This window comes from Micromonospora sp. NPDC049891 (genome assembly GCF_040660295.1).
Classification (GTDB): Bacteria; Actinomycetota; Actinomycetes; order Mycobacteriales; family Micromonosporaceae; genus Micromonospora.
The window spans coordinates 17,043-32,353 of the sequence record NZ_JBFAML010000015.1; the positions used below are offsets into that span (position 1 = coordinate 17,043).

Consider the following 15,311-nt stretch of genomic DNA (forward strand, 5'->3'; position numbering starts at 1 on the left):
ATCGGGTGGTCCTACAGATGCGGGACGAGGGGGGACAGCCGGCGGGCCGACTCGGCGTTGTGCGCGGCTGCGCCGGGCATGTTCGCGCTCATGAAAACCTCAGGTTTCTCGCCGCGCCGCAACTGGATCCCGAGTGCCTCGACGATGATCGCGTCGAGCAGGGCGAGACCGACGACTGTCGACGACGGACCGGCGGAGGGCAGGTCCGGGCCGAGCGGCACGACCGCGTCGCCGGGCGGACAATGGTTGTCGATCACCACGTCGGCGATGTCGTGCAGCCGCGGCCCGGAGCGGTCGATCGACGAGGCGTACCGGCGGGACGTGATCGCGATCAGCGGTACGCCCCGCGCCTTGACCGTCTGAGCGACCTCGACCGGGAAGGCGTTCGCGCCCGAGTTGGAGGCGATCAGCATGACGTCCCGGGTGGGGTCCAGCCGGTACCCGTCGAGCAGCGGAGCGGCGTGACCGCTCTGCCGCTCCAGTACGGTGCTGTGCACCGCGCCCTCGTGCAGCATGTGCGCCGGCTTGAGGACCGGGCAGACCCGTACCGCGCCGCCGGCCCGGTAGAACGCCTCCTCGCCGAACATGTGCGAGTGCCCGCTGCCGAAGATGTAGAACAGACCTTCCGCGGTGAACGTGTCGGCGACCAGCGCCGCCGCCCGACGTACCGCGGGAAGTTCTTCCCGTAGGGCGTCGCCGAGCAGGGCCTGGACCCTCGTCGCGTAGTTGGCGGCGGTCACGTCCGCCGGCGACCAGTCCGCTGCCCGGCCGGTGACGGCCGGCTGTCGAATGGTCACTTGAGCGCTCCCGTGGTCAGGCCGCCGACGAAGTACCGCCCGGCGAAGAGGAACGGGACGATGGCGGGAATGATCGTGCAGACCGTGCCGGCCATCAGCAGACCCCAGTTCACCGTGTACTGCCCCATGATCGCGCTGAGGCCGATGGGCAGGGTCTTGAGCTGGTCGCTGACGACCAACTGCGAGGCGAACACGAACTCCGTCCAGGAGAAGACGAAGGCGTAGACGGCGACGGTGGCGATCCCCGGGGCCAGCAGCGGCAGGACGATCCGGAGCATCATCCGGACCGGTCCGGCACCGTCGACCGCCGCGGCCTCGTCGATGTCGCGCGGGATGGCCATGAAGAAGCCGCGCAGCAGCCAGGTGCAGAACGGCGCGGTGAAGGCCACGTTCACGATCACCAGCGCGTTGCGGGTGTCGATCAGCTGCACCGCGGCGAACGACTGGTAGAGCGGTACCAGCAGCAGCGTCCCGGGGATCATGTACGCCACCAGGATGAGCCCGGCCACCTTGTTGCCACCGGGGATGCGCAACCGGTAGAGCCCGTACGCCGCCGCGAAGGAGACAAGCACGGTGAACAGCGCGGTGAGCAGCGCGACGATGAAGCTGTTGGTGAGATAGCTCGGGTAGTCCGTGGCGGTGAAGAGCTGCCGGAAGTTGTCGAGCGTCGGGTTCGTCGGGATCAGGGTCGGCGTGGTCCGCAGGATCTCCTCGCGGTCCTTGAACGACGAGATGGTGACCCAGTAGAGCGGGCCGATCACGACGACGGTGAGCAGGATCCAGGTGACCAGGCGCGGCAGTCGCGCCCAGGGCAGGCGGGACGTCACTGGTCCTCCTTCGGCTTCGCGGCCCGGATGTAGACGGCTGCGACGGCGGCCAGCAGGATGATGGTGACCACGCTGACGGCGGCGGCGTCGCTGGCCTGGAACTGGTTGAAGGCCTTGTTGTAGATGAAGACGGGCGCGGTCATCGACGCGTCGGCGGGGCCGCCCTTGGTCACCAGGTAGATCGAGTCGACGATGTTGAACGACCAGAGTGACCCGACCAGGCCGAGGGCGAAGAGCACCGGTTGCAGCAGTGGGAAGGTGATCCGCCAGAACATCCGCCACGCGTTGGCGCCGTCCACCCGGGCGGCCTCGTAGATCTCGTTCGGGATCGTCTGCAGCGCACCGAAGATGACGACCGCGCCGAGCGGGAACCAGTGCCAGCTGTTCATCAGGATCAGTGCCGGCATCGCCAGGGCACTGTCACCGAAGGGGCTGCCGAGTCCGTCGATGCCGACCGCGCTGGCGATCTTCGGCACGATGCCGTAGTTGCTGTTGCTCAGCCACTGCCAGATGACGGCGACGGCGACGGTCGGGATCACCCACGGAAAGAGCACCCACGTCCGCGACGCCCGGGACCAGCGGCTACGCCCTCCGATGATCAGCGCCGTGCCGAAGGCCATGAGCGTCTGCACCAGAAGGTTGCCGAAGAGCCAGATGCCGGAGCGGCCGATGGCTGCCCAGAACGCGCCGTCGGTGAGTGCCTGGGCGTAGTTCTCGAAGCCGACGAATGTCGACTGGCTACCCACGACTCCCTGGTTCTGCATGCTCAGCAGCACGGTGTTGATCAGGGGGTAGCCGATCACGCCGAGCATGAGCAGTCCGAGCGGCGCGACGAGGGCGTACCCGAGCAGGTGGAAGGTCCAGGGCCGGCGGCGCCGGGCACGGCCCGCCGCCGGCACGCCGGATCCGGAGGGGCCCGTCCGGGCCCGGAGGATGCCCTCCGGACCCGGAGCGGTCAGGTCGGGGGCGCTCATTCAGCGACCGCCGCCCGCATCTGCTCCTCACCCCACTGAGCCGCGGCCTCAGGCGACTCACCGTTGCTGTACATCCGCTGCACCACCTGGGCCAGCACGTTCTGTCCGGAGATCTTGCCGACGCTGTCGACGTACTGGCCGTCGACGAAACCGAACAGTGCACCCGTCTCCGACTGCTTCAGCATGGCGTCGACGCAGCCTCGGTACTTCTGGACGACCTCGTTGCTGGTCCACGACTCGGCGGTCGCGCCGTCGGCGGTCAACGGAAGGAACAGACCCGGCTCGGAGTTGAGCAGGGTGCCGTAGTTCTCCGGCTGCAGGACGAACTTCAGGAACGCCTCGGCGCCGGCGGCCCTCTCGTCGTCCTTCGACATCACCATCGCGGCGTTGGAGTAGTAGATGCTGCCCGGCTGGCCTCCGGACTCCGCCACCGGGATCGGGGCACAGCCCAGGTCACTCGCGGGTCGGCCGGACTCCTCCTCGAACGGGGCGAGGTACTGTCCCTTCTCGATCGCCATTGCCGCCGCGCCACTGTTGAAGGCGGCCTGGGGCTCGCCCCAGGAGTAGTTACCGCTGTCGCTCGGCGAGAACTTCAGCAGATCCCGGTAGAGGGTGAGAGCCCGCACCGTCTCGGGGGTGTTGAAGTTGACCTCACCGGACTCGGTGAAGAAGTTCCCCGCCCCGGTGGTCAGCATCAGGCTGTAGAGGACCTGGTCGGTGGCGAGGTTACGACCGGCCGGTAGGGCGATCCCGCTCCGGTCACCGGAGTTCAGTCGCTCGGCCGCGGTCAGCAGCTCGGCGGTGGTGCGCGGGGGCTCGGTGATGCCGGCAGCCTGGAGCAGGTCGGTGCGGTACCAGAGCATCTGCACCATGCCGAACAGCGGCACCGCCCAGTACTCGTCGTCGTCCCGGTACGGCGCCTTGGCCGCCTCGCCGAAGGTGTGCGCCTGGTCGAGTTCCTCCACCAGTGAGGTCACCGGCCGGACCCCGCCGAGCGGGCGCACGTAGGTGGTGAAGTCGGGAATGGTGAACAGGATGTCGGGCTGTGTCTGCGACTGCACCGCGCCCGAGATCTTCGTGTAGATCTGGTTCCAGTCCTGGACCTGCGCCTGGACCTGGTACTCCGGGTCGGTGGCGTTGTAGGCGTCGATCAGCTGCTGGAACCCCTGGACCCGGTTCGGCGGCTGCTCCATGTGCCACAGCACGAGCGTCTTGTCGTTGCCGGCCGGTCCACTGGATCCGCCGCAGGCGGCGGCCGCGAGGCCCAACACCGACACGGCGGCCACGGCGGTCAGCCGCTTGAACTTTCCGTACCTCATGAGCTGCCACTCCTCTGACGGCGTTCCGGTGATTCCGCGACCTGCTGGGGATCGTCACGAGCCGTGGCGCGGCTTACGATGCCCCTGCGGGCTAGACGGTTGGATGTTCATTGGAATATGGTTCCGGACGCTACCGCTGCGGTCTAGACCAGTCAAGACATGAATCGGGACTGACCGACATCAGGGACCGGTCGGGTACGGGCGACAACGGGAACTACGGGATGATCACCTCATGTCAACGCCGAAACACGTCGCGATCACGAACGAGCTTCGGGAGCAGTGCCGGCAACTCCCGGTCGGCTCACGACTGCCCGCCGAGAAGGAACTGGCCGCCCACTTCGCGGTCAGCCGGATGACGGTCCGGCAGGCGCTCGACGCGCTGGCCAGCGACGGACGCGTGGAACGTGTCCCCGGCCTGGGCACCTTCGTCCGGCGTCCCACCGTGGCGATGGGTCCGAACCTGACCTCCTTCAGCGAGGACATGCGGGCCCGCGGCCTGCGCCCGAGCAGCCGGCTCATCGCGATCGAGGAGGTCTCCGCCACCCCCGAGATCGCCCTCGACCTCGGCCTCGACGCCGGCGTCCCGGTGATCCGGCTGGAGCGGCTGCGGTTCGCCGACGACGAACCGATGTGCCTGGAGGACGCGTACCTTCCCGCCCGGTTCCAACGCATCCTCGACGACGCCGACCTCGAACAGTCACTGCACGAGATCCTCGCGACGGCGGGGGTCGTCATGGCCTCGGCCCGGCGCCTGGTCCGCGCCGTACCCGCACCCTCGCGCGACGCTCAGCTGCTCGGCCTGGCCGAACACGCCCCGGCGCTGGAGATCGTGGACGTCTTCTACGACACCAACCGCCGTCCGGCCCACCGCTCCCGGTCCCGATACCGCCACGACCGGTACGAGGTCCGTTCCGACCTGTCCCGTAACGCCGACCGGTCCCCGGGCGGCGAACCCGATGAGTGAGACAGCACGACGCAGGAGGCACCCATGACCTGGACCGCGCACACCAGGCCCGACCTACCGACACCGGCGGGCCCGTACAGCCACGTCGTCGACACCGGAACGATCGTCTGGACGGCCGGGTTCGGCCCGCAGGACCCCGCCACCGGCGTCGTTCCGGAGGGCATCACCGCCCAGACCGAGCAGGTGCTCGACAACGTCGAGGGGGCGCTGCGCACCGTCGGCCTCGGGCTCGGCGACGTGGTCAAGGCCACCGTCCACCTGCAACACCTGGACCGCGATTTCGCCGCCTACAACGATGTGTACGCGAAGCGCTTCCGGCCGCCGTACCCGGTCCGAACCACAGTCGGCAGCACCCTCGCCGGAATCCTGGTCGAGGTCGACGTCGTGGCGGTCCGGCCCGATCCCGCCGGCCCGGTCACCGGGAGCTGACGGTGCCCGCCGTCGAGATCGTCGACTCCGTCTGGCTGGTCGGCAGCGGAACCCACCCCGACGTGCTCACCGATCCGCACGACTGTCACTGCTATCTGATCTGGGACGGCACCGGTGGCCTGCTCGTCGACACCGGCACCGGCCTCGGCGCCGACGCGTGGCTGGCCAACATCGCCGAGGTCTGCGATCCGGCCGCACTGGCCGGAGCGGTCGTCACGCACTACCACGCCGACCACGCGGGCGGCACCGCCGCCGCTCACGCCGCCGGGCTGCCCGTCATCGCCAGCGCCGAAACCCGTACGGCGCTGGCGGTGGCCGACGAATCAGGTACCTCCCTGGCCCCGGCCCGCGCGGCCGGCATCTACCCGGCCGACTACCGCCTCTCCCCCGCGACCGTCGACCGCGTCGTCGGCGACGGCGACACCATCGACACGGGCCGCCTGAGCATCGAGATCATCGCCGCACCCGGCCACTGCGACGGCCACCTCGTCGTGCTGCTCCGCCGCGCCGGGCAGCGCATCCTGTTCAGCGGGGACTGCCTGTTCGCCGGCGGACGGGTGAGCCTCCAGGCGATCCACGACTGCCGACTCGACAGGTACGCCGACACCGTCGTCGCACTGGCCGCCCGGAACATCGACGTGCTGCTCCCCGGCCACGGCGAGCAGGTGCTCCGCGAGGCTGGAGCGCAGATCCAGCAAGCGGCGGAGTCCTTCCGCCGCCTCGTCCCCCCGCCCAACGTCCTGACCGGGTGAGCTCCGAGACCGGTGCGGGCCTGTGCGGCAGCAGAACCACAACCGCTCCTTTCCGCGCAGGTCGCGCGGGTAGCGGACCCCGCGGGCAGTTGCCACAAACCGGTCGCGCCTGCCTGCGGAGGCCCGCCCGAGCGGCCTTCACCTCGCCGGCACCCTCCTGGATATAATGACAACGGTTTTCAGTGGCGCGCCAGGGAGGAGTGCGATGCCGTTGTCGCCGCAGCTGATCGACGCCGCCCGGACGTGGTTGGGCCACCGCAGCGACCTGTTCCGTGTCTCCACCCGCAGCGTGCACCTTGGCGTACGCCCCTGAACCGCCATGACCACCACGCCGCCCTTCGTCCCGGACGCGCAGTTGCGGAGTGCGGGCCTGGCATCCACCGCGCAGCGCCGCGCCGTCCTGGCGCTGTTGGCCGGACGCGCCCGCCCGCTCACCGCTCAGGAGATACACGCCGAGCTCACCCGCTGCGTGCGGCCCATCGGGCTGACCACCGTCTACCGTGCGCTGCACAGTCTCGCCGACGTCGGACTGCTGCACATCTTCGACCTGGACGGCCAACGCGCCTACCGCCACTGCGGTGCCACACCGCACCAGCACCTGATCTGCACCCGCTGCGACGCGGTGATCGAGTGCCCGCCGGACGTCGTGACAAGCTGGCTCAGCGGGCTACACCGACACACCGGCTTCGTCCCACACCCCGACCGACTAGACCTCAGGGGTACCTGCGCCGCCTGCGCCGACACGTGACGCGACACGTGCCGACGGAGCTGCTCAGGGCCGGTCCGCTGGCGGGTGAAATGCCATAAGTGCGTGGTCACCCCGATGGAAGAGCAACTCCGCGTCGGTGTATCCCGCTCGCCGGGCCGTGTGACGATGCCAGCCGATCGGTGCGACGAACTCCGCGCAGCCGAGGCCGGCCAGGACGTCCGCGCGTTCGCGTAGCAGGGATGTCATCGCCGGCGTGCCGGCCAGCGTGCTCCACCAGGCGGACCAGGGATCGGCTCCGGCACCCGGTCGCCGCGCCCCGACGGCCTCGGGCTTGCGCACGGCGTCGGCGACGAGCAACAGACCACCCGGCCGTAGCACCTGTCGGACCTCGGAGTACCAGTCGGATACGCGGTCCTCGGACAGGTAGTGCACGGTCATCCACGCCGAGACCACGTCGTACGGTCCACCGGTCGGCGCGAGCCACTGCGCGGTGCCGAGATCGGCTCGGACCGTACGGACGTGGGGCAGGGCCACGTCGGTGAGGATCAGCAGGACCGGGTCGACATCGAGCACAGTGAGCTGCGCGTCAGGCCAGCGCCGCAGCATCGCCTCCGCGGTGGTGCCCGGCCCGCCGCCGATGTCGAGGACCCGCGCCGGGCCGCGCCCGTGGATGTTCTCGACGGCGGTGAGACCGGCGGCAAGGAGCTGGTCTCGGTCGGGTTGGTAGTAGCGCATCATGGCTTCCCATCCCCGCCGCCACCGGGCCACGTCGTCAGCAGCCGGCTGCCCCGACATGTCAGACCTGGGCAAGATCGGGGTGGTCATGGTCGTGCAGGTCGCCGAGATCCCACTCGGGGAACGGGTCGGGCAGGGCCCGCCAGACGGCCTCGCCTGCGGCGATCTCGGCGTCGGTGAGCAGACAGCCGGTCAACGCGGCCCGTAGCCCGTCGCCGTCCAGACCCACGCCGATGAGCACCAGCTCCTGCTGCCGGTCGCCGAAGACCGGATGCCACCGCTCGGCCAGTTCCGCCCGTTCCGCGGAATCCTCCGGCCACTGTCCGGACACCGCGACCGGGACACCGACCGGGTCGCAGCGCCCGGACGGGCCGGCCTGCGACCACAGTGCCTGCACGTCCGGGCGACTGGCCAACCACAGAAACCCCTTCGACCGCACCACCCCGAAGTCGTCCAGACCGGCGGCGAGCAGACCCCACAGCCGCTGCGGATGAAACGGCCGGTGGTCCCGGAACACGATGCCGGAGATGCCGTACTCCTCGGTCTCCGGCACATGCTCACCGTTGAGCTCGGCCACCCAGCCAGGTGCGGTCTCCGCCCGCTCCAGATCGAACCGGCCGGTGTTCAGGATCTCCACCGGCGACACCCGCCCGTGCCGCGCCCGAATCTGCCGGGCCGCGGGATTCAGCCGGGTCAACAGCGCCTCCACCACCGCCAGGTCGTCCGCAGCCACCAGGTCGGTCTTGTTGACCACCAGCACGTCGGCGAACTCGATCTGATCGACAAGCAGGTCGGCGATGCTGCGGTCGTCACCCTCGTACGCGGCCAGGCCACGCGCCTGAAGCGTCTCCCCCGCCTCAATGCGGGCCAGCAGACCCGCCGCGTCGACCACGGTGACTGTCGTGTCCAGCCGGGCCAGATCGTCGAGGACCTGCCCGTCCTCCACCCCGAAGGCGAACGTGGCGGCCACCGGCATCGGCTCGGAGATCCCACTGGACTCGATCAACAGGTAGTCGAACCGACCCAGCCGCGCCAACCGGGCCACCTCGTCCAACAGATCGTCGCGCAACGTGCAGCAGATACAGCCGTTGGTCAACTCGACAAGCCGCTCCTCCGTCCGCGACAACGCCCCACCGTCACGCACCAGCGCGGCGTCGATGTTCACCTCACTCATGTCGTTCACGATCACCGCCACCCGCAGCCCGTCCCGATTCGCCAGGACATGGTTGAGCAGGCTCGTCTTCCCGGCACCCAGGAAACCGGAGAGCACCGTCACCGGCAGCCGACCGGTCACGGCTGCTCCACCACCTGACGTCCCTTGTACAGACCACAGTGCGCACATGCCCGGTGCGGCACCACCATCTCCCTGCGCGGGCACGGACACGGGGTCAACTGCGGCACCGCCGCCTTCCACTGCGCCCGCCGGTGACGGGTGTTCGACCGCGACATCTTCCGCTTCGGTACGGCCATCAGAGACTCCTTCGTCGAGAGGTCGCGTCACACCTTACCGGTACTGGTTTTCATTTCTGTAGGATGTCCGGGATGGGCGACGAGTACGAGATCTCCGGGGAGTACCTGCACCTGCTCAGTGAGCCGGCCTGGCAGGCTCTGCGTACGCCGGTGGCCGAGGCGCTGCGCGGCGCGGTCGGTGACGCGGTGCTGCTCGACGTTGGCGCTGGCAGTGGCCTGGGAACCGAGGTGCTCGCCGCGGCCGTCCCGGATGCCGACCTGATCGCCGTGGAGCCGTCAGCGGTGCTACGGGCGGTGCTGCTGTCCCGCGTGGCCGCAGATCCGGCACTGCGGCAACGGGTCACCGTGGTGGCCGGCCACGCACTCGATGTCGAGCTGCCCGACAGCCTCGGTGCCGTACTGGCGATGAACATGATCGGCCACCTCGACCCGGACGGACGCCGGACGTTCCTGCGGCGGGTGGCCGGACATCTCGCTCCCGGCGCGCCGCTGGCGCTGAACCTGCAGCCCCCCGCGGAGCCGACATCGGTGCCGTTCACCGTCTTCGGCGCGGTCCCGATGGGCCGCCACAGCTACGAAGGTGGCGGGTCCGCCGAGCCGTCCGGCCCGGACGCGGTGACCTGGCGGATGCGCTACCGGACACTGGACACCGACGGCACCGTCCTGCGGGAGGAGCACGCCGCCTACCACTGGCACGTCCTCTCACCCGAGGTCCTGCTCACTGAGTTGACCGAGGCCGGACTGGCCGGTGAGATCGGACCAATGAACGTCGTCCGGGCCATCCGCCGAGCCTGATGTGCGGGTGCACCGACCCGGCAGGCAGCGGCAGCGGTGACGGGTCCGGACCGGGCGTTGCGCCATGTCGGGCGGCTCACGCACCCGCGGTCGTCGCCGCGTACGCACTCGCCGGGCTCGGCATCGAGCTGGTCAGCATGCTGTGGTTCACCGCCGCCCAGCACCGGTCGGCCGACGAATTCCCCCGGCTTCCGCCGTACCGCCGGAGAGCTGACCATGCCACGGGCGGACGACGGGCGGCGGACGGCCGTGGTGGTCGTGGGGCACCGCACGGTTCGCCCTCTACAACGTCGACGGCGCCAGCGACACCGGCTCCCTGACCTGCTGCCTGGCGGTCAGCGGCTGCGGCTGTCCGGCTTCCAGGGTGAACTCGGACAGGACACCCGCCAGCGCGGCGAGGCAGGTGACGCACGGTGCCGGGTCGGCGAGCAGCAGCGGGATGGCACGGTTGACGGCAGCCTCGCGCACGTGGAGCAGGGCCGCGATCCCGTGGGCACTGAAGAAGGTGACCCCCGAAAGGTCGAGGACGAGTCGGGTGAGCCGGTCGCGGAGGGCGAGTTCGGCGAGTTCGACGATCAGGTGGGCGTTGCTCATGTCGATCTCGCCGGTGACGGTGATCAGCCTGTCCGCACCGCTGGTGACAAGTTGCAACGACATGATGGGCCTGGTGGGGCTGGCAGACGGGTTACGCACGTGCTCATTTGTCGACATGGCGCCCTTCGTGAGGGTCGGCAGACCCTGCCTGGGCGTACCAGGGCAGGGTAGGGCTCGGGCGCATGTCTTGACCCTCGGTCATCTTAACCGTGCCTTCGACGACGCGCTCATCGCTTGCCCCGGGTCGGCCGCCGCTGCGCCCTGCTGCGCTCAAGCAGGCCGGATCTGGTGCCACATTCCTCCCGAAGTGCCGGTGTGGCTCCGCCAGGCTTCGGGTACGGGCTCAGGGCTAGTTCCCCCAACGTCGGCCCTTCGGGGCTGGCAACGGCCCCGCTTCCCCGTTCTTGTTGACCGATCCGAGGGGCAAGGGCACACGAAGGACGAGGAGACAGCCATGGACGAGGCGTCACAGGTCCCCGAGGCCGCCTTCACCGAACTGGGACGGATCCGCCTCGACGAGACAAGTGTCGAGGACATGCTGCAACGGGTCTCGCAGCTGGCCAGCCGGACCGTGCCCGGAAGCCGCGACGTCTCAGTGACGCTGGTCCGGGCCGGGAACGCGCGCACCCTGGCGTCCACCAGCGATCTGGCGAAGGATCTGGACGACTGGCAGTACCGGAACGGGTTCGGCCCCTGCCTGGATTCCTCGCCCAGCGGTGGCTCGGTGAGCGTGCCGGACACGGCAGCCGAGCCGCGTTGGCCGGGCTGGGCGCGGTACGCCCGGGATCGAGGTGTCGGCAGCTCCCTGTCGATCGGCCTGCCGATCCAGGAGGCAGTGGTCGGTGCTCTCAACGTCTACGCCGAACGGGCGCACGCATTCGACGCGGAGGCGGTCAACCTCGCCGAGCGCTTCGCGGCGTACGCCGCCGTCGCCCTGGCCAACGCCCACCTGTACGACAACGCCGCCAGCCTGGCGGAACAGATGCAGGAGGCGATGCGCGGCCGGGCGGTGATCGAGCAGGCCAAGGGGATCATCATGGGCGAACGGCGCTGCTCGCCCGAGGAGGCGTTCGCGCTGCTGTCGAAGATCTCCCAGGACACCAACCGCAAGGTCCGTGACGTCGCGGCCGCTCTCGTCGCCCGCGCGGCCGACAGCCCGCGCAGCTGACCGCTCCGGGTGCGTACGCCGTCGTCAGGCAGATCACCCGACGCGGCGGCTAAGGTCCGGGTCGACGTCGCTTGTCGAGGCGGCGGGCCCAGCCGGACGCCGCCTCGGCCCGGCCGAGGACTTCGACACGGACTCTGGAGTTCGTGTTTCGCGACCGCCGCACCGGTAACCAGGAACAATGACCGGCACTCATGGCCGGGAACGGCTTGCGGGCGACAGGGCGGCACCGAGGGGCGCGGATCGAGCGGGACGGAGGGCGCAGTGAAGGACAGCAGGACCGTGAACGGCGCGGACATCGGTGAACGACGGCACCGGGTGGTGATCGTCGGCTCCGGTTTCGGCGGTCTGTTCGCGGCGAAGGCACTACGCCGCGCGCCGGTGGACGTGACGATTGTCGCGCGTACCACCCACCACCTGTTCCAACCACTGCTGTACCAGGTCGCCACCGGCATCCTCTCGCCCGGCGAGGTGGCGCCGGCGACCCGGGAGATCCTGCGCCGCCAGCGCAACGTCGAGGTCCTGCTCGGCGAGGTCACCGACATCGACCTGGAACGCCGCACCGTCACCGCGAACGCGCCGCTGACCACGTTCACGACGGAATACGACAGCCTCATCGTCGCGGCCGGCGCAGCGCAGTCGTACTTCGGGCACGACGAGTTCGCCGAGCACGCGCCCGGTATGAAGAGCATCGACGACGCACTCGAACTGCGCGGACGCATCTTCGGGGCGTTCGAGCTGGCCGAGCTGGAAACCGACCCGGCGGCGGTCGAGCGGTGGATGACGTTCGTGGTGGTCGGTGCCGGACCGACCGGCGTGGAGATGGCCGGGCAGATCGCCGAGTTGGCTCACCGCACCCTGCCGGGCGAGTTCCGGCGGATCGACCCGCGCAAGGCGCGCATCGTGCTGTTGGACGCGGCTGATTCGGTCCTCGGCACGTTCGGCGAGCAGTTGTCCGCCAAGGCACTGCGGCAGTTGCGCCGTCTCGGCATCGAGGTGGCGTTGGGCACCACAGTGGTGGGCGTCGACGACGCCGGCATCGATCTGGTCGACAGCGACGGTGAACGAAGTCGAATCGGATGCATGACGAAGATCTGGGCGGCCGGGGTGTCGGGATCCCCGCTCGGGGCCCGCCTGGCGGCCGCCGCCGGCGCCGAGACCGACCGGGCCGGCCGGGTAATGGTCGAGCCGGACTGCACCCTCCCCGGGTACCCGGAGGTGTTCGTCGTCGGTGACCTGATGGCGCTTGACCGACTGCCGGGCGTCGCCCAGGTGGCGATTCAGGGTGGCCAGCACGCGGCCCGGCAGATCATCCGGCGGCTACGCGGCGAGCCGACGCGACAGCCGTTCCGGTACCGAGACAAGGGGAGCATGGCCACCATCTCGCGCTTCTCGGCGGTGGCCACCGTGGGCCGGCTGCGGCTGTCCGGCTTCACCGGGTGGCTGCTCTGGCTCGCGGTGCACCTGCTGTACCTGGTCGGCTTCAAGAACCGGGTCACCGCCGTGCTGCACTGGGCCGTCAGTTTCATCGGGCGGGGCCGCTCCGAGCGCACCGTGACCCTCCAGCAGGTGCTGGCGCGCGCCGCGTTGCAAGAGGTCACCGGAGCGGCCGACCGGCTGGTTCCCGGAGCCGCCGGCAACCGGAGCGAACCAGCAGACCCCGCAGCGGTCGTCCCGCCGCACCAGCGGCCGGCCGGAGCGGTACCGGGTCCCGAGGCGGCCCGACATGGGGCACCCGGGCCGGCCACCGGTTGACCCTCGCGCCACCGGCACGAACCGTCGGCAGGATGCCCGAGCTGGCATCCGCGCAGCGGGTGCGGGCGTCAATCTGTCGTACCGGTTCGATACCGTCGGTCAGCCGTACTGATCCGACGAGGTCCGTTCCGCAGCATCTCCGCGAACACGCCTCGTCGCGCAGCAGAGGTGGCCGGCGGGCAGACCGGATGGGAGGAGACGGGTGGCTACTGGTGGCTTCTCGTCGACGCGGCTGGCTCGGCTGCGAGAAGTGCTCGACCGGCACGTCGACTCCGGCTTCGTCCCGGGAGTGGTGGCCGTCCTCGCCCGACACGGCCAGGTGCACATCGAGGCAACCGGCAACCTGGCTTTCGAGGGCGCGGGGTCGACGACGCCGATGGGGGTCGACACGATCTGTCGGCTGGGCTCGATGAGCAAGCCGATCGTCGCCGCGTGCGCGATGACCCTCGTCGAGGACGGCACTCTTCGCCTCGACGACCCGGTCGACGACCTCCTCCCGGAGTTGGCGGAGATGACGGTGCTCGCCGATCCCGCCGGGCCGTTGGACGAGACTGTCGCGGCGAGCCGTCCCATCACGTTGCGGGACCTGTTGACCTACACCCTCGGCACCGGCATGGTTCCTGCCGAGCCGGGAACGGTTCCGATCGCCGATGCGCTGAACGCGCTCGGCAAGCCGCCGCCGGACCGGTGGATCCGCCGACTCGGCACACTTCCGCTCGTCCACCAGCCCGGTGAGCGCTGGATGTATGACACCGCCGCCGACGTGACGGGCGTGCTCATCGCCCGCGCCACCGGGGGGTCGTTCGGTGCTGCCCTGCGCGAGCGAATCTGTGACCCGCTCGGGATGAAGGACACCGCCTTCAGCGTGGGCGACGCGAGCACGGGCCGGTTCGCCACGGCGTACGAGCGCGACAACGCGACCACCGGTGAGCCGGTCGTCGACGACGCCCCCGACGGGTGGTGGAGCCGGCCACCGGCGTTCGAATCAGGTGGCGGCGGGCTCGTCTCGACCGCCGACGATTTCCTCGCCTTCGCCTCGGCGCTGCTCGCGGGCGGTGCGCACCGCGGCGAGCGGGTGCTCTCGCGGCCGTCGGTGACTCTGATGACCAGCGACCACCTGACCTCGGCGCAGAAGGCGGTCTCCGGGTTCTGGCCCGGATACTTCGACACCATGGGTTGGGGTTTCGGGCTGTCCGTCCGCACCCGCCGCACACACCTCGGCCCCTCGGTCGGCAGCTACGGGTGGCCCGGCTACTACGGCACGGCCTGGTACAACGACCCTGCCGAGGACCTGGTGGCGATCGTCGTCATGCAACGGGCGCACGCGGGTGACCAGCGGCTGCCGATGTGGCACGACGTCTGGACAGCCGTCTATCAGGCGATCGACGACTGACAGCACCCTACGGAACCAGGACGATCTTTCCAACGTGGCGTCGGTGAGCGAGTTCCGCCTGGCGCGAGCGGCCTGGTGCAGTGGAAAGGTCGCCGAGATGACCGGTGCGATCTCCCCCGCCGAGCCAGGTCCATCAGGAGTTCGAAGTGTGCGGGGGTGTGCATCGAGGATCCGATCAGCTGGACGTTGCCTTCCTGGTTCGTACAGCGGCTGATCGCCTTCGAGCGCGGCCTGGCGGGGTGACATCGCGGCGAGTGCCGTCCGGTCGTCGAACGGGCGACAACTGCGCCCTGCCGCCGTCGCGACCGCCGCGTAGCCGTAGGAGCATGACCCGGCGTCAGTCCTCCCCGACGACCGTGACGTCCTTCCAGAACGCGACCCGGTCGCGGATCATCTCGGCCTCGGGCAGCGGCTGCGGGTAGTACCAGACCGCGTCCACACTGGTCTGCCCATCGTGCTCCAGGGTGTAGTACGACGCGGTGCCCTTCCACGGGCAGACCGTGTGGGTGTCGGACTCCCTCAGCAGGTCGTCGCGGAGCGTGGCGCGGGGAAAGTAGTGGTTGCCCTCGACCACCACGGTGTCCGCACTCTCGGCGATGACCAGGTCGTTCCAGATCGCTTTCGGCATGCTCC

General features: G+C 69.8%; 17 protein-coding genes. 8 read left to right on the forward strand and 9 right to left on the reverse strand.

What is annotated here, in order from left to right:
- Nucleotides 1–11 precede the first annotated feature (11 nt).
- From AB0I71_RS19620 to AB0I71_RS19635, 4 genes are read right to left on the reverse strand one after another with little or no spacing between them, the layout of a single operon-like run.
- Nucleotides 12–797: a sugar isomerase domain-containing protein gene (locus AB0I71_RS19620; protein ID WP_357586533.1), complete on the reverse strand. Its 786-nt coding sequence runs from the start codon at nt 795–797 to the stop codon at nt 12–14.
- Nucleotides 794–1,624, reverse strand: a complete 831-nt coding sequence (locus tag AB0I71_RS19625) for a carbohydrate ABC transporter permease (RefSeq protein WP_357586535.1) — start codon at nt 1,622–1,624, stop codon at nt 794–796. The genes AB0I71_RS19620 and AB0I71_RS19625 overlap by 4 nt, the downstream gene beginning before the upstream one ends.
- On the reverse strand, nt 1,621–2,598 hold the full coding sequence (locus tag AB0I71_RS19630) for a sugar ABC transporter permease (RefSeq protein WP_357586537.1): 978 nt from the start codon (nt 2,596–2,598) through the stop codon (nt 1,621–1,623). The genes AB0I71_RS19625 and AB0I71_RS19630 overlap by 4 nt, the downstream gene beginning before the upstream one ends.
- The gene (locus AB0I71_RS19635) at nt 2,595–3,917 is read right to left on the reverse strand and encodes an ABC transporter substrate-binding protein (protein WP_357586539.1); all 1,323 of its coding nucleotides are present in this window, start codon (nt 3,915–3,917) and stop codon (nt 2,595–2,597) included. Before AB0I71_RS19635 ends, AB0I71_RS19630 begins: the two co-directional genes overlap by 4 nt.
- Nucleotides 3,918–4,149: 232 nt before the next feature.
- Here AB0I71_RS19635 and AB0I71_RS19640 point away from each other — a divergent pair, with 232 nt between their 5' ends.
- The 4 genes from AB0I71_RS19640 to AB0I71_RS19655 all read left to right on the forward strand — a co-directional run bounded on the left by AB0I71_RS19640 (nt 4,150) and on the right by AB0I71_RS19655 (nt 6,810).
- Entirely contained in the window at nt 4,150–4,881 is a 732-nt protein-coding gene (locus AB0I71_RS19640) for a GntR family transcriptional regulator (protein WP_357586541.1), read from the forward strand.
- 24 nt (nt 4,882–4,905) lie between these two features.
- The gene (locus tag AB0I71_RS19645; protein WP_357586543.1) at nt 4,906–5,310 is read left to right on the forward strand and encodes a RidA family protein; all 405 of its coding nucleotides are present in this window, start codon (nt 4,906–4,908) and stop codon (nt 5,308–5,310) included.
- Nucleotides 5,311–5,312: 2 nt separating this feature from the next.
- Complete coding sequence (locus tag AB0I71_RS19650) at nt 5,313–6,062, forward strand: MBL fold metallo-hydrolase (RefSeq protein WP_357586545.1); 750 nt, start codon at nt 5,313–5,315, stop codon at nt 6,060–6,062.
- A gap of 319 nt (nt 6,063–6,381) precedes the next feature.
- Nucleotides 6,382–6,810, forward strand: coding sequence for a Fur family transcriptional regulator (locus tag AB0I71_RS19655; RefSeq protein ID WP_357586547.1), 429 nt, complete (start codon nt 6,382–6,384; stop codon nt 6,808–6,810).
- Between the two features lie 24 nt (nt 6,811–6,834).
- On the opposite strand, the gene AB0I71_RS19660 is transcribed toward AB0I71_RS19655, so the two are convergent.
- From AB0I71_RS19660 to rpmF, 3 genes are read right to left on the reverse strand one after another with little or no spacing between them, the layout of a single operon-like run.
- Nucleotides 6,835–7,566: a class I SAM-dependent methyltransferase gene (locus AB0I71_RS19660; protein ID WP_357586549.1), complete on the reverse strand. Its 732-nt coding sequence runs from the start codon at nt 7,564–7,566 to the stop codon at nt 6,835–6,837.
- A gap of 1 nt (nt 7,567) precedes the next feature.
- Complete coding sequence (locus AB0I71_RS19665; RefSeq protein ID WP_357586551.1) at nt 7,568–8,800, reverse strand: GTP-binding protein; 1,233 nt, start codon at nt 8,798–8,800, stop codon at nt 7,568–7,570.
- Nucleotides 8,797–8,976 (reverse strand): 50S ribosomal protein L32, encoded by a 180-nt coding sequence (gene rpmF / locus AB0I71_RS19670; RefSeq protein WP_357586553.1) that lies wholly within the window; start codon nt 8,974–8,976, stop codon nt 8,797–8,799. Before rpmF ends, AB0I71_RS19665 begins: the two co-directional genes overlap by 4 nt.
- Nucleotides 8,977–9,048: 72 nt before the next feature.
- Between rpmF and AB0I71_RS19675 the strand changes: the two genes are divergently transcribed.
- On the forward strand, nt 9,049–9,771 hold the full coding sequence (locus AB0I71_RS19675) for a class I SAM-dependent methyltransferase (RefSeq protein WP_357586555.1): 723 nt from the start codon (nt 9,049–9,051) through the stop codon (nt 9,769–9,771).
- A gap of 282 nt (nt 9,772–10,053) precedes the next feature.
- Here the strand turns inward: AB0I71_RS19675 and AB0I71_RS19680 are convergent, their stop codons facing one another.
- A complete protein-coding gene (locus tag AB0I71_RS19680) occupies nt 10,054–10,428 on the reverse strand; it encodes an STAS domain-containing protein (RefSeq protein ID WP_357586557.1) in 375 nt (124 codons plus the stop codon).
- Nucleotides 10,429–10,819: 391 nt separating this feature from the next.
- Here AB0I71_RS19680 and AB0I71_RS19685 point away from each other — a divergent pair, with 391 nt between their 5' ends.
- The 3 genes from AB0I71_RS19685 to AB0I71_RS19695 all read left to right on the forward strand — a co-directional run bounded on the left by AB0I71_RS19685 (nt 10,820) and on the right by AB0I71_RS19695 (nt 14,678).
- Entirely contained in the window at nt 10,820–11,533 is a 714-nt protein-coding gene (locus AB0I71_RS19685; protein WP_357586559.1) for a GAF and ANTAR domain-containing protein, read from the forward strand.
- Nucleotides 11,534–11,794: 261 nt separating this feature from the next.
- Nucleotides 11,795–13,285, forward strand: coding sequence for an NAD(P)/FAD-dependent oxidoreductase (locus AB0I71_RS19690; protein WP_357586560.1), 1,491 nt, complete (start codon nt 11,795–11,797; stop codon nt 13,283–13,285).
- A 202-nt stretch (nt 13,286–13,487) separates the two neighbouring features.
- Entirely contained in the window at nt 13,488–14,678 is a 1,191-nt protein-coding gene (locus AB0I71_RS19695) for a serine hydrolase domain-containing protein (RefSeq protein WP_357586562.1), read from the forward strand.
- Between the two features lie 337 nt (nt 14,679–15,015).
- On the opposite strand, the gene AB0I71_RS19700 is transcribed toward AB0I71_RS19695, so the two are convergent.
- A complete protein-coding gene (locus AB0I71_RS19700; RefSeq protein ID WP_357586564.1) occupies nt 15,016–15,306 on the reverse strand; it encodes a DUF427 domain-containing protein in 291 nt (96 codons plus the stop codon).
- Between the last annotated feature and the right edge of the window lie 5 nt (nt 15,307–15,311).

Bases quoted from the DNA above. Each gene is read 5' to 3' on its own strand.
- AB0I71_RS19700 (WP_357586564.1), bottom strand. From the start codon at position 15,306: ATGCCGAAAGCGATCTGGAACGACCTGGTCATCGCCGAGAGTGCGGAC.
- rpmF (WP_357586553.1), bottom strand. From the start codon at position 8,976: ATGGCCGTACCGAAGCGGAAGATGTCGCGGTCGAACACCCGTCACCGG.
- AB0I71_RS19645 (WP_357586543.1), top strand. From the start codon at position 4,906: ATGACCTGGACCGCGCACACCAGGCCCGACCTACCGACACCGGCGGGC.
- AB0I71_RS19640 (WP_357586541.1), top strand. From the start codon at position 4,150: ATGTCAACGCCGAAACACGTCGCGATCACGAACGAGCTTCGGGAGCAG.
- AB0I71_RS19685 (WP_357586559.1), top strand. From the start codon at position 10,820: ATGGACGAGGCGTCACAGGTCCCCGAGGCCGCCTTCACCGAACTGGGA.
- AB0I71_RS19675 (WP_357586555.1), top strand. From the start codon at position 9,049: ATGGGCGACGAGTACGAGATCTCCGGGGAGTACCTGCACCTGCTCAGT.
- AB0I71_RS19630 (WP_357586537.1), bottom strand. From the start codon at position 2,598: ATGAGCGCCCCCGACCTGACCGCTCCGGGTCCGGAGGGCATCCTCCGG.
- AB0I71_RS19655 (WP_357586547.1), top strand. From the start codon at position 6,382: ATGACCACCACGCCGCCCTTCGTCCCGGACGCGCAGTTGCGGAGTGCG.
- AB0I71_RS19660 (WP_357586549.1), bottom strand. From the start codon at position 7,566: ATGTCGGGGCAGCCGGCTGCTGACGACGTGGCCCGGTGGCGGCGGGGA.
- AB0I71_RS19635 (WP_357586539.1), bottom strand. From the start codon at position 3,917: ATGAGGTACGGAAAGTTCAAGCGGCTGACCGCCGTGGCCGCCGTGTCG.
- AB0I71_RS19680 (WP_357586557.1), bottom strand. From the start codon at position 10,428: ATGTCGTTGCAACTTGTCACCAGCGGTGCGGACAGGCTGATCACCGTC.